The sequence below is a fragment of the Methanobrevibacter ruminantium M1 genome (assembly GCF_000024185.1).
GTDB classification, from domain to species: domain Archaea; phylum Methanobacteriota; class Methanobacteria; order Methanobacteriales; family Methanobacteriaceae; genus Methanobrevibacter; species Methanobrevibacter ruminantium.
On record NC_013790.1, the window covers coordinates 2,078,560 to 2,100,311 of the forward strand.

Below are 21,752 nucleotides of genomic sequence, written 5' to 3' on the forward strand. Positions count from 1 at the left end.
AATTGTTTTTAACGCTTTTATTATCTAAAGTGGTTTTCATTATATCTACTCCTATAATGTTTTTTGTATGATTTTGTATTGAAACTGTTTTGACGTCTTTTGATTGTTTGAGATTATTTCTATTTGCGATATCACCTTCATTTGTTTTTTCAATATTAACTTTAATATAAGACTTAGATTCAGAATGAACCGCGTTCCAAAGAAATTAGAATCGCTATCAGTCATTTCATTGAACTTGGTTTCATTAATATTACTGTTAATACTTAACTCATTTTCACCTTTAAAATAAGCTTTACTACTGGATACATCCTTTTCTAAATTTCTTGCTTGACTCATAATTAACCTTAAAATACATATAATTCAGATTACTACTTCATTATCAAACGTTTGAATAAATAGGGAATATATGGTTTTATGCAATAGTGGTTTGATGGAAGTTGACAATAAATAGTAATTAAAGTATACTATTTTTAATTAAATCCAGTTTATTGTCTAAACTCGAATTAAACAAACAACAATGGGTGGATTCAAAATTAGAGAGAGAATAGGCTTTAAATTAAAAATATCAGAAATTAAGCGATGGAATGGTCTTAAAAGTGTTATTTTTAACTTCTTAAAGCTCAAGTCTCATTAGAACTAAAGTCAAGATCATTATCTGCCGGTTAACTCAGATAATCCAAGACTAAATTCCAAGAGCAATCTCTAAGAATTAACCCCCTTTATTGCTATATATAATTCAAATTATAGAATCATCTAAACTCCAATTTAATTTTTTTAATTAAATCTAGAACCAAAAAAAGAAACGTTCTATAGCAAATAAAAATTTTAAATATTATTATAGATGCCGCTGTCCTTCAGCAGTATAAATCAAACTCTCGTGATTCTGTATGTGTAATGGCAAATTGTCCCAAAATATGGTGTTCTTAAGGCGACTTTACCCTAAGATATAGGCGTTCTTATGACAACCTTGCCTCAACTAATAGGCATCGTTACTACAATCCCAAATTTAAAAATTAACATTTGCAAAATTTATTGAAATGTTAATTAAATTATTTAAATTAAATTATTTAAATAAATATGATGATTTAAGTGTGTAAATTAATTATAAAAGAAATATAATTAAAATAATTTTTATAAAAAATTAAATTAGATGATTGAAACAATCATCCATAGAAAATTAATCTAATAATCTTCTTTTAATACTTTTAATTCACCAGTTACAATATCAATTATAAGACCATGCACTGGAACTTCAGGAATTAATGGGTGGTTTTTAATCTTTTCTACAACATTGAGGACGTTTTCTTCCTCATCGTCAAATCCACCAATCCATTCAGCGATATCGTATTTGGCGATGTCTTCTTCTTTGATGCCTCTTGCAAGCATTTTTTCCTTTAATGCTTCAGCGTCAGCACCTGCCATACCACATTCAGTGTGGCCGACAACCAATACTTCTTCAGCGCCTAAATTGTATAATGCTGCGCCAATGGATCTGATTGCGTCTTCTCCTACAATGGAGTTTCCAGCATTTCTTACAATCTTTGCATCTCCTCTTTCAAGTCCTAAAGCAGGTTCGAAAAAGTCAATCAATCTGCAGTCCATACAAGTTAAAATAGCTAATTTTTTCTGTGCATGGTGAGACATTTCTTCTCCTTCAAAGCTTTCTACAAATTTCTTATTATCTTCTAAAATACCATCTAAAATAGTCACATTTTCACCTCTTAACTTTAAGACATACAAGAAAATGATTAAAGTCTTTATTAATTGCAACTATATAATAATATGTTTTACAAACTATATAAATCTTACCAAAAGATAAATTAAATTGATTAAAATTGTTTAAAAAGAATCAAACCAACCAAGAATATTCAAATTAATCTTTAACAATTTTAAAATCTTTAAAAATAGTTTTAGCCCATTATATGAGTCATAAAAATATTTAAAAAATAGGATAAAACAATTTACAAAAATAAGGAGTTTTTTATGAAAAAAGTTTAATAAAATTTAAAAAAATACAATAAAACTTATAAAAAATAGATAAAAAACTAGATAAAATTAAAAAAGAGATAATAAAGCTCTCTTAAAAAAACGATAAAAAGTTAATAAAATTAAAAAAGAACTAAAAAGCCCTCTTAAAAAAAATGATAAAAAGTTAATAAAATTAAAAAAGAGTTAGTCTAAAAACTCTTCTTGAATCTTATCAATCATTTCTAAAAAACTTAGTGGCAACTTCAGACTCTGCATAGGCATTTACCATAGTGCTGTCCTTATTGGCAGATTCTGGAACTTGCTCAGTTAGTGGAAGGTTTCCTAAATATTTAACTCCCATCTCATTTGCAAAGTCCTCCCCTTGGCTTTCACCAAATATATTAGTCTTTTCACCACAGTGAGGACATACATAATAAGACATATTCTCAATAAGCCCAATCTTATCAATATGGAGCATCTTAACCATTCCCACACATTTTAAAACATCCTCATGGGATAGGCTGTTAGGTGTTGTGACCATAATTACTGCATCGACTTCAGGCAAGGACTGAAGCACTGTCAATGGCTCGTCTCCAGTTCCAGGAGGGTTGTCTATGATGAGAACATCAAGATCTCCCCAAGCGGTATCTGCCATAAACTGCTTAATGGAACCTGACTTTTGAGGCCCTCTCCAAATGATAGGAGTGTCTTGAGAGTCAATTAAAAATCCCATAGACATTACCTTGATCCCGTTTCTGCTCATGACAGGAATCATTTCCCCATTTGAGATGATTACATCCTCTCCTTCGACATCCAACATTTTAGGAATATTAGGTCCGTGAATGTCAGCGTCAAGAATACCTGTCAGCAATCCTTTTTTCTGGAATGCCTCAGCTAGATTAGCAGCTACTGTAGATTTTCCTACACCGCCTTTACCGCTCATAACAGCAATTTTGTATTTGATGTTTTTCATATGTTCAAAGAGCTTCATCTCTTGCTCTATCATCTTTTTCTGTTGTTCTGGAGTTAAATTTGCAGCTCCATGATGTCCATGTCCATTATTCGCCATCCAATTCCTCGCATAATCTTTTAAAACTTTAAATCAATATGATCTCTTTAAATCCTAAATTGATATATTTAAAGCAATTTAATCATATATGAGATAAATTTAAAATATCTTTTATTATCATTTAAAGATGTTTATAAATTTCTTAACAGTTTAATATTTACTGATTTTGATATTTAAATCTATTTTTTAACTGTTGAAATAGGGATAAAAATAAGATGAAACTGGAGCAAAAATAAGTTTCTACTAAAGAAGATGTATATGTTAACCAACAATATTTATATGAAAGAATAATAAACTTATTTAAAATGATTTATTGTTTAATTAAAAACAATGAACATTAATCAAATAGCACTTTTGTGATAGCTAAAATTAAAATAAATTAAGAAAAATTTCTTCTAAAAATTGAATGGCAAAAATATCATTTTTGAATGAATGAAAAATTAATCAGGATTGAAAGAATAAAATTATAAAAAAAGAAAAATAGTTGAAGTTAAAAAAGTTATAAAAATTAAAAATAAAAAAATCTAGGTTTAAAACCTAGAAAGATAAGTGATCATACTGTTTTAAAGTATTATAATGATTGGTATTCCAATTTACAATATTTCCCAAGCTGTTTCTTCGGCTTGTAGCATCTGCAGTGTACCAAACACCATCAATGTATATCTGAGCCCATACATGACCTGCAACCAAACCGCTTGAGAAAGTACATCCTTGTGCATGTGAGAATCTTGCAGTTATATTAGCTGCTCTGCAGAGGGATACAATCAAATTGGAGTGATCACAACAGTTTCCGCTCTTTGAACTCAAAGTCCCTGCTGCGCCTTTTTTGGAATCCGCATAATAACTATAGGTAATGTTGTCTCTTGCAAAAGTAAATATTGCATTTGCCTTATCCCAAAGGGAAGTCTTTCCTGAAACCAACTTAGCTGCCAATGCTTTAATTTCAGAGTTTGTAGCATCATGGCCTGAAGCAACAAGGTATTTTGCAATCTGAGCAGCAGTCAAGGTCTCTGCCTCATTCAATCCTGCCTTGAATTGGGATGCATTTCCCCTTGCATTGCTAGGGATTACAGTTGAATGTTTCTCGCCAACATCGTCACTGCTTAAAATCAAGTAGTTTGGCAGGTAATGATCGCTGTTAAAGAAGACCAATGCCTTAGCAAGGCCAAAGCTATAGAGGTCATGGGAAACAAGACCTATATTAGTGGAAACGCTATTTGGAACGAGTTTATTTGCCTCAGCAGAGCTTATTACCTTTTTAGCCAAATCAATATAATTTGCCTTATAGAGATTAGCGTTGATACGGCTGCCGTTATTTGTATAATTAGAATCTACAGGAACTAACAATATGCTTCCAGAGGTCTTATTTGAATTAATGCTTATTGTTGCCTTAGCCATAAGATATGTAAAGCTTGTTAAGTTAAGGGAGACTCCATTCACACTAACTGTAGCTGGAACCTTCTTATTCTTCAATACATATGACTTTAAGCTTGAAGACGCTGATATAATCTGAGAGATGGTGAAGGCGTTCTTGAATTTAACAGTTAGATTGACAGTTCCAGAGGATGCTCCATAATCGCTGTCTCCAGCGAACTTATAAGTCATCTTATATGTTTTAGGAACGTTTGCATCAATCAATAGAGTGACTGTTCCGTTTGCATCAGTTATTTCATCATAGGTCTTTCCATTGAATCCAATTGATATTGTCTTATTGGAGACTAAATTGGATTTAGAATCCTTCAAGACAATATTATAGCCAGTTCCATTCATTACAGACTTACCAGAGTTTGTAAGACTTGTTGGGAACTTGACTTTTAATTTTACAGATCCTGAAGAGCCATTATAATATGAAGTACCTGAGTACTTATAAGCCAAATTATAAGTCTTTCCTGCAGCCAATCCGATTTTTAGGCTTGCTTGACCTTTAGCATTTGTAGTTCTGTTATATTTCTTAGTATCTAAAGTGAATACGATAGTCTGATTAGCTAAAGGAGTGCTATTGGAATCCTTCAAAGTTACAGTATAGGATTTTCCTTGAACAATGCTAGATGCGGAACCCTTAAGGCTTGTTGCCTTCTTGACCCTAAGACATAATGAACCGGAGCTAGGTCCGTATTTGCTGTCTCCTGCAAACTTATAGCTTAAAGGATATGACCTTCCAAAGGTCCCTTTGATTGTTAAGCTGGCTTGACCGTTGGAATTGGTTGTTTTGGCATAGGTCTTATTATTGAAAGTTATGGAAACTTTCTTATTAGCCAAAGATTTTCCATCAGCATCCTTTAAAGTGACCTTATAAGTCTCTCCGCTCACAATGGTCTTGCCAGAGTTCTTCATAGTGGTTGGAGTCTTGACAAAGAGGGAAACCTTGCCGGAAGATCCTCCATAATATGAATTGCCGGCATACTTATAAGTCAAATTATAGGTCTTTCCAGAGCTTAAACCTATCTTTAGGCTTGCTTGACCTTTTGCATTTGTAGTTCTGTTGTAAGTCTTGCCGCTTAAAGTAAAGGCTATCTTTTGATTAGACAAAACAGCACCATTGGCATTCTTTAGGGTGACTGTATAGGACTTTCCCTTGACGATGCTTGATCCGGAACCGATTATGGAAGTGCCCATCTTGACCTTAATGCTTACAGAGCCTGAACTTGAGAGATAATTGGAATCTCCTGCAAACTTATAGGTCATTTTATAAGTTTTACCTACATTTACATTTATGGTTAGGTTGACTTGGCCATTTGAATTTGTAGTCTTGGTATATTTCTTTCCATTAAAGCTAATGCTGATTTTCTTGCCGGATAAGGCCTTTCCTTTAGCATCCTTTAATGTAAGCTTATATAATTTGCCCCTGACTATTGACTTGCCTGAGTTTGAAATGCTGGTTGGAGTCTTGCTTAGAGTGACATTCACTGATTTTGAAGAGGCCTCATAAAGCTCATCACCAACAAAGGCAATTTTCACCAAGTACTTTTTAGGAGTCGCTGTAAGAGTTAAGCTAGCAATTCCTTTAGCATTTGTGGTTTTATTATAAGTTTTACCATTGAAGGTAAATGTGACTGTCTTATTAGATAATAAGGTGCTAGCATTATCCTTTAAAGTAATATTGAGAGAATTTCCTCTAACAACAGTTTTAGAAGAAACTGATATGCTGGTTGCATTTTTGATGACAGTTTCTGAACTATCAGAGGAATCACTTGATTCTGAATTGGATTGATTATTTGACTGTGAATCTAATAATGTTGAATTATCAGAATCTAAACCAGATTGAGATTGATTATTAGAATCCAAAGTAGATTGAGACTGATTATTTGATTCATTGCTTGATACATCAGAACCAAGAACATCACCAGAAGCATCATTTGAACTATCATCAGAACTAACACCACTATCAGAAGATAAAATATCTGAATTTGATGTAGATACAAGATCTAGTGAATTACTGTCTGAAATGGTTAAATCATCCAAATTATCACTTGCATTGCTTGCAGACACACATGACATTGCAAGAATAAGCAAAGCCATTAGAACTAAAAGCAATGATTTGTTTTTAATTGAAATTGTTTCACCTCATTATACAAAAAGACATTTAATGATTTGTTAAAATTGAATTAAGAATTAAATAAGAATCTGATTCAATGAAAATCATTAGCATATTAATTTATAAAAAAACTTTTACGATATTTTATTATAATTTTTGAGATACAATACTTTTATTGTAATTTTTGAAAAATTAAAAAAATAAATTTTTAAAATGATAAAATTAATTAAAGAAATTTAAACATAGTTTTGTCTAAATTAAAGATTAATTAATCCTAATAAAAGGTTTAATAATAATATAATATAAATCTTTCCATTAAAAAAAGTCAAATAAAAGGAATTTAAAGAGATTAAATAGAATATAAAGACTCATAAAAGACCCTATAAAAAAATTATACATTTATACCAGGAGAACAATTAAAATAAATACAAAAATAAATTTTTATTTAAAATAATAACAAATAATAAATTAAAATAAAAACAATATAATTAGGCTCCATTAGATAAATAAAGAGTTTATAATAACTATTTTAATAAAATATAACTAAATTAAAATTATTTAAATGAAATATTAATAATATAAAACGAATTAAATAAAAATAACTCTTATTAGACTTTATTAAATTGAAATTGAAAAAAGGTAACTTAAATATATTTATTTATAAAAAGACTTATAAGAATGTTTTTATTTTAAAGAACAGAATAAGCCCCAATAATAAAAAATAATTAAAAATCAAGAGATTTAGCCCCAAATATCCATTCTTATAAGAAATAGAAAAAAAGATAGAAAATGCTTAAATTTGGCCTTTAAAAATTGTGAAAAAATGAAGATGAATAAGAAAAAACAGGACTAAAAAACTGAAAAAAAATGAAAAATATAAAGAAAAAAAATGACTAAAAGAAATGAATAATAACTTGATTTAGTTAATATTCAAATAAAAAAATCACAAAGAATTAATAATAATAAATAAATAAAAATTACCAAATATAATATAAAATAATAGCTATAAAAATAAAAATTCCAAATTTTGATAGCAATAAATATAAAATAATAATTATAAAACCATAATCTCTCATTATGGGCAGGGATTAAAAAAATGACAAAAGCCATTTAAAACAAGTTATAAGGGTAATAAAATGATAAATAGACTAAGAAAAGACTTTGGAAGAATAATAAAACTCATAATCTTCCTTATATTGGAAGTAATTCTTTTCTTTGCAATCACCCAAACATTTGGCGGGATCATAATCCCCGACTTAAAGACTGCATTTGCAATAATCATCGCTTTATCAATATTAAACGCCCTACTTTGGCCAACTATCACTTACCTATCCCTAAGATTCATAGTCTTGACCTTAGGATTTGGAACCTTTTTAATAGACGGAGTCCTTCTTTATATAATAAGCTTATTCATACCTGGAGTGTCCATTAACGGAATAGCATTATTTTCAATTCCCCTGCTTATCGGACTAATATCCTCTATGCTTTCAATAATCCTAAACATTGATGACGACTATACCTACTATCGATACATCTTGGAAAAGGAGATGAAGGTGATACATAGGAACATCCCCAAAAAGGAGGGATTCCTATTCCTGGAAATAGATGGATTATCTTATAGAATCATAAAAGAAGCCCTAGACAACGGAGATATGCCTACCCTCAAATCATGGATTGACAAAGGCAGCCACAGATTGATCTCTTGGGAAACCGATCTTTCAAGCCAGACAAGCTCATCCCAAGCAGGAATTCTCCATGGAAACAATAACAACATACCTGCATTCCGATGGGTTGAAAAGGATCATGAAAACAGAATCATCTCCTCAAACGGAAGGACAGATTCGAAATTGATTGAAAAAAGAATATCCAATGGAAAAGGCTTATTGTCATTAAATGGAGCAAGCAGAAGCAATCTGTTCTCAGGAGATGCCAAGGACCATCTTTTAACATTCAGCAGATTCAGCGATTCAGAAAGCATCAATTCAAACAGCTGGTTTTATCTTTATTCAACTCCCTATGTAATTGCAAGAATATTGGTTCTCTTCATCTTTGACATGATTATGGAACTGTTATCAAGAGTCAGGCATCTGTTCAAGAACATTCAGCCTCGCCTCAAATGGAGAGGATTGAAGTATTTTGTAGCACGTGCAGGAACCAATGTTGTTCTAAGGGAAGCAACAACATTCACATTAATCGGAGACGTCTTTGCAGGAGAGCACAATGTAATCTATGCAACATATATGGGCTATGATGAGATTGCACATCACTCAGGGATAGAGGACTTTGACTCATTCTATAGCCTAAGGCAAATCGACAAGCAATTCAAGCATATAGAAAATGCGATAAACAATTCAAATAGGGACTATAAGATAATTGTGCTCTCAGATCATGGTCAATCAAATGGTCCAAGCTTTAAACAGAAGTTTGATATTAGCTTAAATGACTTGTTAAGTGAATTCCTACCTGAAAACATTACAGTACATAGTATTTTGCATTCAAATGATGACCACTTCAGCAAAGAGTTTTCCATAAATCACCTTGGCTCAGAAAACCTTGAAAAATTAGATAAAAGAGTGGAAAATACTAAGGAAAAGCTGGATATCAAGATAGACAATACAAAAGAAAAACTAGACCACAGAATAGACAACACAAAAGAAAAACTAGACCACAGAATAGACAACACAAAAGAAAAACTAGACCACAGAATAGACAACACAAAAGAAAAAATAGACACCACAAAAGAAAAACTAGACCACAGAATAGACAACACAAAAGAAAAAATAGACACCACAAAAGAAAAACTAGACCACAGAATAGACAATACAAAAGAAAGGATAGATTCCAACTTGGACTACACTAAAGAAAAGATCAACACCAGTTTTGATGGAGAATTAATAAATACATGGGATAAATTAATCAAATTTAAAAACAAATCATCCAATAAGGCCTTTTTAGACAAATTAAGAAAGAAAAGAACTTTAATCAATAACGATGAGCCAATAATAGATAGGATAAACAATGTTTCAGAGGACCTCTCTGAGGATTTGGAAGTTAATATAGAGCTTTCCAAAGAGAAGATAACAAGTGACAAGGCGGCTCAGACAATTGTTCTATCTTCAGGAAATCTTGGATTGATTTATTTTACAGACTGGTCCAATAGAATGAGCTATGAACAGATAGAGGATGCATTTCCTGGACTCATCAATCAACTTGCTTCACATGATGGAATAGGTTTTGTAATGGTTAAATCAGATATATATGGCACATTGGTTTTCTCCAATGACAATTTATTTTATCTTGAAAGCGAAGAGTATGTGGGAGAGAACTTTTTAGACAAGTTTGGTAAAAATACAGTACAAAAACTTAAAAGAACTGATAAATTCGCTCATGTTCCGGACATACTTGTAAACAGCGAATACAATATGGAGACAAATGAGGTCTATGCATTTGAAGAATTGATTGGAAGCCATGGAGGCATTGGAGGAACACAACAATATCCATTCATATTATGTCCAAGCAATTGGGAAAGCGAAGAGATCTTTGGTGCTGAAAATGTATATAAATTCTTTATGAAAGAGATAAATAAATCATGGAATCAAAGCAAGAATAAATAGTAAATTAATAGAATAGTGAAATAATTGAAAAATAATTAAAATAAGTAAATTAATGATAATAAATGACCAGATTAAATTACTAAAAAAGTGAAAATAATTAGAAAAATGGATTAAAATAAGTAAATTTGTGAAAATAAGAATAAAAAGTTAAAAAAAGTAAAAAATATTGGTTAATAAAAGATTAAAAAAATAAAAGATTAGCGATAAGTCGATTACCAATCGAGCTCATCACCAGAGTTTACATCATAATAATGTCCGCCAGATTCAACAACGCTGCCTCCAGAGCCTGAATCATAGCTAGAACCAGAACTGGACTGGCTAGAACTAGAACTTGAACTTGAACTAGAGGAACTAGACTGACTAGAACTAGATTGACTTGAACTAGACTGACTAGAACTAGAACTAGAAGAACTTGAACTACGCGCAGGGGAAGAACTAGACTGACTAGAACTGGAACCAGTATTTGAATTGCTTGAACTTGAATCTGAAGAATCGCCGGAATTAAAAATGCCTAATAAACCATCATCACTATTATTGCCATCATCGCTTACATTTCCAGAAGGACCTGCAATTGTAATATTGTCCCAAGAGAGAGAATTATTGCCTCCGCCATTTGAAACAATAGCAAATACCGAATAAGATCCTCCTATAACAATAAATGCAAATAATAATATAACCAAAAACATCTTTTTAGTTTCCAAGAGAAATCCTCCTTAAAATTTAAGATAAATGTTATTTTCTATATAATATCTGCTTTGGATTTAATTTGAAGATTCGCCACTGGCTGCAGGTTCAGAACCACCACTGGATGAACCGCCCCCACCAGAATCAGGAGCGACAGAACCACCATTACCAGAATCTGATGAACCACCATTACCAGAATCAGGAGCGACAGAACCGCCATTACCAGAATCAGAAGAGGAAGATCCACCATTATTGGTGTTAGAACCGCCATTATTAGTATTTGAACCGCCATTATAGGTGTTAGAGCCACCATTATAAGAGTTAGATCCACTCAAGCCATTAGAACTAGAACTGTCTATGGAACTGGATCCATAAGCCCCATTATTTAAAGGAGCATCAACTGTTGTAGCGTTAGCAGTATCATTAGTCATGTTTGTAACATTAGTTTGATTAGCTGTGAGATTTGGCTCAACAGGAGCTAAATCATTGCCTCCTGTACCGAATGTGTATAAAAATGCACAGAAAATTCCGGCCATAGCTATTAAAACTAAAAGAATTACAATAATTAAATTTTCTGTTTCCATATATAATTATCTCCTAAAAGATTAAATTCAAAAATATAAGCCAAATTCAATCCAAATGATTATGAAAATCCGATTGAAATTAGTTAATATTTTTTTCTTGTAAAAATTTATAATTATATTTTATTTATAATTATCTATTAATATATAATTTAATTTTTTAATAATATAAATATTTTTATAAAAAATCCCAGAAAATGGTTAAAATTAGGGTAAAAATAAAAAACTTAGAATAAAAAATTAAGAAAAAAGTTTAGGGTGTCCGCCAAAATAAAATTTTGACAACACCAGTTAAAATATGGTTGCTCTGACCTCTAATTTCTCTTGGACAGAAATTTTCTCACAGAAATCAACTATATCTTCTTTATCATTTTTTATTTCTTGTTCTAAGTTAAATAATCGTATTAAATTATAAGCCACGGCATCTAATAGTATTCTTTCTTCTGTCTTTGTTTTTCCTATCACTACTTCGCTTTCTATATGGAATTGTTCCTTTAAAATGCCAAAAGGTCCTTCGACAGATGACCTTTTTGCATATTCTTCCTTATATTCCTCTGTTTCCATTTTTTCCCACATTGCTTTCTTTAAACTTCCGCCATATTCGGTGATTGTTCTGTGGGTTTGGGTGGATGAAAGGCAGTTTTCACGGCAATTGCAAGCCTTACAAGCACCATAATTGGAATATAAACGCTTAATTTTGTCTGGCTTGTCCAAATCATCATTTTTTTCAGTGTATTTGTTGAAAAAATACATTATTTGGCCTTCTGGACATTCAAATGCATCAATTTCAGGGAAGTATTTGAAGTGATCCTTGTGATATGGGTTCTTGTTCAATCTTCCGATTTTTTCCTTGGATTGCTTTCTATCTGGTATAACTCCATTTATTTGATTATCTGCAAGATATGATAAGCTTTCTTCATTCAGATAGATTGTATCTGCCAATACGAATCTTGGTATTACGTTTGTGTTGTTTATTGCCTTATCTACGATTTTTGGCAATTGGTAATGGTCTGTAGGGGCTTGTACGACGTTTATTGCACAAATCATTTTTGTATCGTAATCGACTGCAGATTGGATATTATAGCTTATTTGTGAGTTTCCTTTCTTGCTTTTCATCCAACGTGCTTCTATGTCGGTTACTGGCACTGATTTTTGACCAGACAGTGTGAATTGTGTTTTAATGTCATCCAAGAGGTATAATTTTTCTTGGTTGCTGATTTTTTTATTTTCAAGAATCTCTCGGGCCGGTTTATGGAGTTTATCTAGCTCTTCCTGACTTACACGGCCTCCTTCGAAGTAACGGGTTAATATTTCAGTTTCTTTTTCTGTGATCACTTTATTTTTTGAATTGTATGCTTTTTTGATGGTTCCGTCAATGGAAACTTCGTTGAAATCAGTGTAATCCACATCTGAAGCTTTTTTTAAGGTTGCTTTTAACAATTCATTGTAATATTTGCCGTATTTTTCTCTGTATCGTTGTAATGATCGTTCTGAAGGACAAATTCCATTTCCAACGAATTTATATACGTCATGATATTTTACCATGTCTGCTAAGAATCTCATACTATCAATATGCTCGATTTTAGCATAAATAAGCAATTTTAACATCTCTTTCACAGGAAAACTGTCACGCCCTTTCTTCTTTTTATTTTCTTTGATTCCTAAAAGAGGATAATATTCGTCAATGAAATCCACAACAAAACGAGAAATATGATCCTCTGGAATGTTAAAATCTAAAGTTCTAATGCCTAATTTTATTTGTTCTTCATCAGGAATTCTTTTAACCATAAATAACACCAAAATATTAACCCTTTGTTGATATTATTTATGTTTAAAGTAGTATATAAAGTTTACTATAATATTATTGCTTTATTTCATATTTAAAGAATAATTAACAAGTAAAAAATTTTTTCAAGGTGCAAGCACCAAAATTAAAAGAAAACAATAGAAAAAACATCGAATTTTAAAAAAATAACTAAAATAAATAACTTAAAAAATTGAAAATTTTAAACTTTTTTAAAAAAATAGCTTTTTGGCGGACCCTCTTTAAGAAAAAAAAGTTTAAAAAAAAGAATTTTATAAAAAAATAATGATTTTAGAAAGACCAGAAAATTAGAATCTGAATAAAATCAAACTATCTCACAAAGTTAGTGGCTATTTTATCTTCAAGATTAGGCAAATCACTGTTTTCAATGGATTTAAGCATCCAAGCCATATTCTTTGCCAAGGTTCTCATTGTTTGAAGCCCTTCCAAGTCTTGTCTTACTTCCTCTGGAGTGTTTCCATGAACCATATTCCAATACTGTGAGGATATGATTGGCATATTTGAAATTGTGAAATACTTATTCAATCTGTCAAAGCTAGCGCTTGCTCCACCTCTGCGGCCGCTTACAACGGATGCTGCAGGCTTAAATGCAAATCTGCCACCTGATGCATAGAAAACCCTATCAAGCACAGCGCATAATGCACCGTTAGGCCCTGCATAATAAACAGGAGATCCGACAATTACCCCGTCAGCCTCAATTAGTTTATCGATTATCTCATTTGCAGGGTCATCATCAAAGGCACATTTTCCTTCCTTATGTCCGCATTTCTTACAAGCAATGCAACCTCTTACAGGCTTTGTTCCTATCCAAAAAATCTCACTATCGATATCTTCCTTTTCTAATTGGTTTTTTATTTCGCTTAAAGCTGTAAAGGTACATCCTTCCTTATGAGGGCTTCCGTTAATTAATAATACTTTCATTTTATCTCTCCAAAGCTTAATAGATTAATGATTAATTAAATTAATAATCAAATAATTTATTTTAATTAGTATTATTTAATAAACTAATTATTCTTATAATTTTAGGAAATGATAATCGAATAAAGTTAAATCAGACAATATCCTTAGAAAGTTTTTTTAAACAATTTAAATAAATAACTAAATAAGTGAAATTTCTAAAAATCTAAATGAATAAGCAAAAATTCCGAATAAACAAGCAAAATTTCTAAAAATTTAAAGAAATAATTAAAATTTCTAAAAATTAAAAATATTATTTTATTGGTGCTCTAATGAAAGAAAGATTAGATAAGTATTTGGTAAACAACAATCTTATCGCTAGCAGAACAAAATCAAAGGAAATGATTAAATCCAAGAACGTTAAGGTAAACGATAAAATTATCACCAAAGCAAGCTATACAGTCAGAGATGGAGATAAGGTGGAAATAATCAACGACGAATCCTTAAGATATGTCTCCAGAGGCGGATTGAAGCTTGAAGGAGCGATAGATTCATTCAATCTCAACTTTAATGAAAAATCCATTATGGACATTGGATCTTCAACAGGAGGATTTACCGACTGTGGGCTGCAACATGGAGCAAAGAGAGTGGTGGCTATAGATGTAGGAACAGACATAATGACAACCAGCCTTAGGGATGATGATAGAGTCGACTTATATGAACAAATGAATTTCAAAAATGCTCCAAGTTCATTATTTAAAGATATAGACATTATCGTTTCAGATGTGTCTTTTATTTCATTAAAGCACATTATTGATAGAATTGCCCAAGAAGATGATGACTTTGAATTGGTGTTTCTCATAAAACCGCAATTCGAGTGTGGAAAAGAAATAGCCGACCAATTTAAGGGAATAATTACAGATAAGGAAGTCCATAAGGATGTTATTTTAGAGATAAAAGAATATTTTAAAACAAAAGGATATTATCTAATAGATTTAGATGTGTCTAAAATAAAAGGCAAAAGTGGAAACATTGAATATTTAGGCCATTTTAAAGCAAATGAAAAAGTTAGAGAAATAGATATAGAAGAAGTAATCGATAGGGCCTTTATAGATGAAGAAAATTAAAAAAATAACATAGAAGAGTTATAGAGTAAGAAAAATAAATAAAATTAATAAAATAATTAAATAAAATAATTAATAACTAATTAATAACTCATTAATAATTAAAATAAAATAATAAAAAAAGCTAATTATCCTTTAATAAATAAAAAAAGAAAATGGATAAAAATTAATTTAAAAGAATAAAAATTATTCTTTTAAGTATTCACAGACCTTTTCACCTGCAAATAAACATACTTCAACACATGGAGACTTGTCATCACCATCTTTTGAGATGTATCCACAAGTTACAGACTCATACTTATCTTTAAATTCATTAAATAACTTTTTAGAAGCTGAAATAATCTGTTTTTCATCAGCACCTAAAAATCCTAAAGCCATTACAGCACCGGTTACAGCACCACAGGTTCCTTCAGAGAAGGTTCCGCCAATACCACCAGAGAATCCTTTTGCAAGAAGGGCCAATTCCTCAGTAGGCATGCCTCCAACTTCACAAATTCCCATAAGGGTTGCTTGTGAACAACTGTAATCTTTTCTGAGTTCTTCTATTCTTTTTACAACTTGTTCTGAGTCTAATTCCATAATAATCCCTCAATAATTAATTTAAATCAAATTTTACTTTATTCAAATCAATATCTTATTAATTTAAATAATTTAAAACATTGTTATATTTAATATAAATTTTAATGTTTATATATTTTTATAAATCATTTTAAGAAATAATTAAATTAAAAAAAGGAAAAAGTAAAAAAAGGAAGAAAGTAAAAAAAGGAAAAAGAAGTAAAAATTTAAACTAAAAAAATTAAAGCTCAAAAACTCGAAATCTAACTTTTTCTAAAAGTTTGAGGGCTAGTTGTGATAAGCCTCACAACTCTGCCGATTTAATGCATGCTTATGAATATGCATATGCTTTATTCCATTATCTGTCTTGATTTCATCAATTATCCTAATGCCTTCATGAGAATGGGAATGTTCTCCGTCATTATGGAAATGATAATGGGAGTGCTCCACATTTTCAGTGTCGATTCTTTTGATTGAATCATCAAATTTCCTATCATAAAGCAATGCTGCATTGAGCACTACAAGACAAGATCCTGCATTATGGACTATGGCACCAGTCACTGGATTCAAGAGTCCTAAAACAGAGCAAACAATAGCTACAGCATTTATTGTCATGGAAATTATAATATTTGCCTTAATTGTAAATAAAGTTGAATTTGAAAGCTTCTTAAGATATGGAATCTTGCCAATGTCATCACCTAAAAGTGCAATGTCTGCTGCCTCGATTGCAACATCACTTCCAACTGAACCCATTGCCACGCTTACATCGGCAGTCTTAAGAGCAGGTGCGTCATTCACCCCATCTCCAATCATGCAGACCTTCTTGCCTTCATCCTTAAACCTTTCAATCCAATCAAGCTTTTCCTGAGGAAGGAGATTGCCATATACCTTTCCAATTCCAAGACGTGAAGCAAAATAATTTGCAGTTTCAGTATTATCTCCTGTAAGCAATACTGTTTCGGTTCCTAAGTCATGCAAGCTCTCAATCATGGCTTTAGAATCCTCACGCATTACATCAGACAATCCGATTAAAGCTATGATCTCACCATTTAATGCAACTATAATTGAAGCCTTTCCTTCTTGTTTTAAATGATTTAATATGGAATCAACGTCCAAGTCATCCTTAGAACCAATATTAAAATCAATATTATTTTCATTTAAAAATTTGGAGTTACCTGCACATATATGGCCATAGGAATTCTTACAATATACCCCTTTGCCAGGATACATCTTAAAGTCTTCTGGCTCTTCAATATCAACTTTAGCTTCATTTGCATAATTTACAATAGCTTTAGCCAATGGATGTTCGCTTAATTTCTCACAAGATGCAACAATCCTTAATACATCCATTTCGTCTAAATCATCCTTTAAGGAGATAATATCTGAAACTGCTAAATTACCATAAGTTAATGTACCAGTCTTATCAAATACAAGAGTGTTCAATGCACCTAATGTTTCAAGCGCCTCACCAGACTTGATTAAGACTCCATATTTTGTCGCTTGGCCAATGGCTGCCATAATCGCAGTGGGTGTGGCAAGTATCAATGCACATGGACAGAAGACTACAAGAACAGTCACTCCCCTTTCAATATTACCTGTAACTAGCCAAGCTACGATTGCAATGGCCAATGCAACTGGAACAAGCCAAGTGGCCCATTTGTCTGCAATCCTTTGAGTCGGAGCCTGCTTTTCATCAGCTGCCTTTACAAGGTCAATCAATTTTTGAAGAGAGGAGTTTTCACCTAAGCTTGTTGCCTTAATGTCAATGGCACCATACATATTCATGGTACCGCAAAATACTTCATCGCCAACTTCCTTATCAATAGGTAATGATTCCCCAGTCATGATAGATTGATCAAGAGAGGAACTGCCCTTTATGATTTCACCATCAACGGGAACGCTTTCACCAGGAAGGATTCTTAAGACATCGCCAATCCTTATCTCATCAACAGAAATCACTTCTTCGCTATCTCCAACGATTCTTCTTCCAGTCTGTGGAGTTAAATTGATAAGATTTCTCAATCCTTTCTTAGCTCGCTCTACAGTCCAATCCTCTAGAAGAGCACCTAATGCCATAATCCATGCAACTTCACCTGCTGCAAAGATTTCGCCAATCAATAGTGATGCCACCATGGCTATTGCAATAAGAAGAGCAGAGGAAACCCATTTTTCGCGAATCAATCTTGTCATGGCAAGAAGAAGCATTGGAATTCCGCTAATTATTACTGTACCCCATGCAGGATTTAGATAAATCGGAGTGTCTATTCCAAAAATCATAAAAATAACAGCAATCAAGAGAAATATCCCTGAAATAATAGTCATCTTTAAGCCAAATAGGAAATCGGTTATTTCATCAATCACATTTGTCACCTTCTTTATCATTTTATATTAAACCATAATTTTTATTTAATTAAAAAGTATTACTTTTTTTAAGTTCATTTATATACTCAGTATTACTTTTTTAAATTTTTAAAAAAATCCCCACAAAAATCAAGAAGTTTTTAAAAAAAATAGGGGTTATAAAATAAAAAGTATTACTTTTTTTTGAGTTCATTTATATACTTAGTATTACTATTAATAATATGTGCAAACTCAAATATAAATGTTATTACTTTTTTTAAGTTCATTTATATACTCAGTATTACTTTTTGAAAAAATTGATAAAAAGAAGATAGCAAGAGGTATAAAAATAATAAAAAGGAATTATAAAGATAAAAAAAATAATAAAAGAAGTATAAAGATAAAAGAAATAATAAAAAAAGAATTATAAAGATAAAAAAAATAATAAAAGAAGTATAAAGATAAAAGAAATAATAAAAAAAGAATTATAAAGATAAAAAAATTATAAAAAAAGATTTATTTAAACCATCATATTAACTAATTTTTCTAATTAAAACAGAAGTATTATTTGTTTTTCCTCTAGGAAGCAACATGACTTCCTTATGGAATCCTCTTGTGTCCTTTTCAGTTACAGGAGAATAAAGAATAGCTCTCATACCTGTATAAGTCCTATAAAGCACAGGAGTGTCTTCATCTACAATGTCCCAGACATTTGCAAATACTCTGTCTTTAGGCTCTGCAAATGCAGCAATCATTAGAATGTCATAATCTAATTCTGCAATTGTCTTTTCATTACCTGTTACGATTTCAATTCCTTCATCAAGATCTAAACGCTTTAATACTTTTCTAGAAAGGTCTGCAACATCAGGGTCCTGTTCAATGCCTATGCACTTGCAGCCTGTCACCATATTAAACATGATAATTGTAAGAGGCAATGGCCCGCTTCCCAAGAATACAAAGGTCTTGTTTTCATTGAAATTAGCTAATTGCCTTTCATTATCTATAAGGCCTATGTATCTATCATAAAAGTGGAATGAATCCAAAGCGACCTTAGGATCATCGGCCTCCAATATTGTCAATGCATTTTCCCTCTCTAGCCTTGCTCCTATATAGACATAGAACTTACGAATCAATTGCAATGCCTTGTTCATCTTTTCATCGTCTAGAATGTGCTTTGCAGAGTCAAAATCGATTTCCTTATCGTGGGCTATGACTTCAATCTCATCTAAAATCTTTGTAATCTCATCAATATCAGTACCATCCAATGCAGAAAGGCCTTCATTATCCAAATCACCATAGCTTGAAAGTTTGTTTGCGATTTCTTCAATTTTTCCCCAGTATTTATAACAACTCATATTAATCACAACATAAATCAATTATTTAATTATCTGACAGTCTAATTATCTATTATCCAATTATCCAATTATCTAATTTAAAATTTTTTTAGCTAATTATTACATGAATTCTTCAATATTAATACTAATTTATATAGAATTAAGAAATCCGAAATTCATTGAATTATAAATAATAAAAACATTAAAAAAATTATTAAATTGTTTCTAATAATAAGAACAAATTTTTTACATACATTTTATATAAAATATGTTTTATAAAGTTTTGCAAAAAATAGAAAAAAATAGAAAAGATATTTTATTAAATTTTTTACTCAAGCGAATTTAAATAAGATTAAAACATATTTTTAATAATTTAAAAAAAAATCAAATCATATTAATAAAATCTCTTCTAAAAAAAATAAAAATAGATATTAAAAGTGAATAATATTCTAAAGAAAAACATAAGAAATGTTAATCCTTAGAATAAAGACAATTAAATATTATTAATGTCATCAAGGTAAATGACTTCATCACAGATAATATCCATTAAGTCCCTATCGTGGCTTACAACCAATAAACCCATATTGCGCTCTTTAACTATCTTTAAAACTGATTCGAATATCTGAACCTGTGTAATGGCGTCCAGCATAGTAGTCATCTCATCAGCTATTAAGAACTTGGTATTAGGGTTTAATGCTCTTAAGACAGAGAATCTTTGCAATTCACCACCGGAAAGCTCTGCAGGCCATCTGTTAAGCCAAGACTTTTGAATACCAAAGTCTTCCAACAAGTCATCAGGAACTTCCCAGGATTCTCCTAAAACATCATGCATCTTCCATTTAGGATTCATAACCTTTTCCGGGTGTTGGTAAATCAATTGAATAGGATCGAAGCCCTTTGGAATCTCCTGTCCATCTAGCCTTACCTCACCTTCATATCTTTTGATATGTCCTGCAAGAATCTTGCATAAGCTTGATTTTCCGCTTCCGCTGTCTCCAAACAATCCTAAAATCTTCTTGTTGTCAACGGTTATGTTAACATCCTTTAAGATTTGTCTGGATCCGGAACTGTATTTAAAGGATATGTTTTTACCAGTTAATTCCATAGAACTACCTCGCATATCTTAAATAAATAAAATTCATCCATCAAATCTACTCCTCAGAGCCATCCTTTATCTGATCCTCAGAACTGTCCATAACCTGCTCCTCAGAACTATCCACAACCTGCTCCTCAGAACTATCCACAACCTGCTCCTCAGAACTGTCCTTTATCTCTCCCTCATACTTAAAGCATCTAACCCTTTTATTCTCATCAATAGGGATTAAATGAGGTCTTGTCTTATCACAATCATCCATTTTATGAGGGCATCTGTCATAATATGGACAGCCTACCGGAATCTCACCATGCAATGGCTGATGTCCCTTTGTAAGTTCAAATCCGTTAAGAGGCAATGCCTTAAAGAGAGACTTGGTATATGGATGGAGCAAGTTCTCACCTTCGCCACTGAAATCCTCTGCATTGGCAATTTCAATTACATAGCCTGAATAGAAAATCGCAATCCTGTTTGCAACCTTCAATGCAGCATCAATATCGTGGGTAATGAGCAATACTCCCACATTGTCTGCAGCCATCTGCCTTAAATGGTTCAAGGTTTCCTCTACAGACTCCTCATCAAGCCCAGGAGTAGGCTCATCTGCAATTACAAGCTTAGGATTTGTTAGAAGAGCGGTTGATACAAGAACCCTCCTTGCCATACCACCAGAAAGCTGGAATGGGTACATGTCATCCACTTCCTCAGAGAGATTGTACTTTTCAAAGATAGCTCTTTGCTTGGCTCTTTTTTCCTTTTCCTCTGCTTCATCCTTACATTCGCCGATTACCTGATCTGAAACCTTCATCAATGGGTCTAGGAAATTGACAGACTGTGGAATAAGTGCAATCTCATCACCACGCAATTTTTCCTTTAGCTCTTCTGTCAAGACTTCTCCCTTATAGACCATTGTACCTGAAAGGTTTGCGTTATGTGGCAATATTCCAAGTATTGCATGTGCAAGCAAACTCTTACCTGACCCGCTTGAACCTAAGACAGCTACGATTTCCCCTTCCTTAATGTCTAAGGTCAAGTCGGTGATAACCTTCAATTCCCTTTGGTTAAGGCCTTTTACATATTGTGTAAATGAAATGGAAATATTTGAAACATTAATTAAATCACTCATAATATCA

Annotated in this window: 14 protein-coding genes; 2 read left to right on the forward strand and 12 right to left on the reverse strand. The window is 31.8% G+C overall.

Annotated features, from left to right (window positions below):
• Positions 1 to 1,182 precede the first annotated feature (1,182 nt).
• The 3 genes from MRU_RS08020 to MRU_RS08030 form a co-directional block, all read right to left on the reverse strand.
• Positions 1,183 to 1,710 carry a beta-class carbonic anhydrase gene (locus MRU_RS08020; RefSeq protein ID WP_012956401.1) on the reverse strand — a complete coding sequence of 176 codons (528 nt, stop codon included), beginning with the start codon at positions 1,708 to 1,710 and terminating at the stop codon, positions 1,183 to 1,185.
• A 490-nt stretch (positions 1,711 to 2,200) separates the two neighbouring features.
• Positions 2,201 to 3,037 carry an Mrp/NBP35 family ATP-binding protein gene (locus MRU_RS08025; protein ID WP_012956402.1) on the reverse strand — a complete coding sequence of 279 codons (837 nt, stop codon included), beginning with the start codon at positions 3,035 to 3,037 and terminating at the stop codon, positions 2,201 to 2,203.
• A 537-nt stretch (positions 3,038 to 3,574) separates the two neighbouring features.
• Positions 3,575 to 6,556, reverse strand: coding sequence for a transglutaminase domain-containing protein (locus MRU_RS08030; RefSeq protein WP_143714328.1), 2,982 nt, complete (start codon positions 6,554 to 6,556; stop codon positions 3,575 to 3,577).
• 1,152 nt (positions 6,557 to 7,708) lie between these two features.
• Between MRU_RS08030 and MRU_RS08035 the strand changes: the two genes are divergently transcribed.
• Positions 7,709 to 10,186: a phage holin family protein gene (locus MRU_RS08035; protein ID WP_012956404.1), complete on the forward strand. Its 2,478-nt coding sequence runs from the start codon at positions 7,709 to 7,711 to the stop codon at positions 10,184 to 10,186.
• Positions 10,187 to 10,398: 212 nt separating this feature from the next.
• On the opposite strand, the gene MRU_RS08040 is transcribed toward MRU_RS08035, so the two are convergent.
• The 4 genes from MRU_RS08040 to MRU_RS08055 all read right to left on the reverse strand — a co-directional run bounded on the left by MRU_RS08040 (position 10,399) and on the right by MRU_RS08055 (position 14,197).
• On the reverse strand, positions 10,399 to 10,887 hold the full coding sequence (locus MRU_RS08040; RefSeq protein ID WP_012956405.1) for a hypothetical protein: 489 nt from the start codon (positions 10,885 to 10,887) through the stop codon (positions 10,399 to 10,401).
• 60 nt (positions 10,888 to 10,947) lie between these two features.
• Positions 10,948 to 11,454, reverse strand: a complete 507-nt coding sequence (locus tag MRU_RS08045; RefSeq protein WP_012956406.1) for a hypothetical protein — start codon at positions 11,452 to 11,454, stop codon at positions 10,948 to 10,950.
• A gap of 288 nt (positions 11,455 to 11,742) precedes the next feature.
• Positions 11,743 to 13,239 (reverse strand): transposase, encoded by a 1,497-nt coding sequence (locus tag MRU_RS08050; protein WP_012954927.1) that lies wholly within the window; start codon positions 13,237 to 13,239, stop codon positions 11,743 to 11,745.
• Positions 13,240 to 13,585: 346 nt separating this feature from the next.
• Positions 13,586 to 14,197 carry a flavodoxin family protein gene (locus MRU_RS08055; protein WP_012956407.1) on the reverse strand — a complete coding sequence of 204 codons (612 nt, stop codon included), beginning with the start codon at positions 14,195 to 14,197 and terminating at the stop codon, positions 13,586 to 13,588.
• Between the two features lie 308 nt (positions 14,198 to 14,505).
• Between MRU_RS08055 and MRU_RS08060 the strand changes: the two genes are divergently transcribed.
• A complete protein-coding gene (locus MRU_RS08060; RefSeq protein ID WP_012956408.1) occupies positions 14,506 to 15,300 on the forward strand; it encodes a TlyA family RNA methyltransferase in 795 nt (264 codons plus the stop codon).
• Between the two features lie 183 nt (positions 15,301 to 15,483).
• On the opposite strand, the gene MRU_RS08065 is transcribed toward MRU_RS08060, so the two are convergent.
• The 5 genes from MRU_RS08065 to MRU_RS08085 all read right to left on the reverse strand — a co-directional run bounded on the left by MRU_RS08065 (position 15,484) and on the right by MRU_RS08085 (position 21,745).
• The gene (locus tag MRU_RS08065) at positions 15,484 to 15,876 is read right to left on the reverse strand and encodes a C-GCAxxG-C-C family protein (protein WP_012956409.1); all 393 of its coding nucleotides are present in this window, start codon (positions 15,874 to 15,876) and stop codon (positions 15,484 to 15,486) included.
• A gap of 267 nt (positions 15,877 to 16,143) precedes the next feature.
• The gene (locus MRU_RS08070) at positions 16,144 to 18,216 is read right to left on the reverse strand and encodes a heavy metal translocating P-type ATPase (RefSeq protein ID WP_083777650.1); all 2,073 of its coding nucleotides are present in this window, start codon (positions 18,214 to 18,216) and stop codon (positions 16,144 to 16,146) included.
• A gap of 512 nt (positions 18,217 to 18,728) precedes the next feature.
• Positions 18,729 to 19,550, reverse strand: a complete 822-nt coding sequence (locus MRU_RS08075) for a nicotianamine synthase family protein (protein ID WP_012956411.1) — start codon at positions 19,548 to 19,550, stop codon at positions 18,729 to 18,731.
• A gap of 472 nt (positions 19,551 to 20,022) precedes the next feature.
• Complete coding sequence (locus MRU_RS08080; protein ID WP_012956412.1) at positions 20,023 to 20,634, reverse strand: ABC transporter ATP-binding protein; 612 nt, start codon at positions 20,632 to 20,634, stop codon at positions 20,023 to 20,025.
• 46 nt (positions 20,635 to 20,680) lie between these two features.
• Positions 20,681 to 21,745, reverse strand: coding sequence for an ABC transporter ATP-binding protein (locus tag MRU_RS08085; RefSeq protein WP_012956413.1), 1,065 nt, complete (start codon positions 21,743 to 21,745; stop codon positions 20,681 to 20,683).
• Positions 21,746 to 21,752 lie beyond the last annotated feature (7 nt).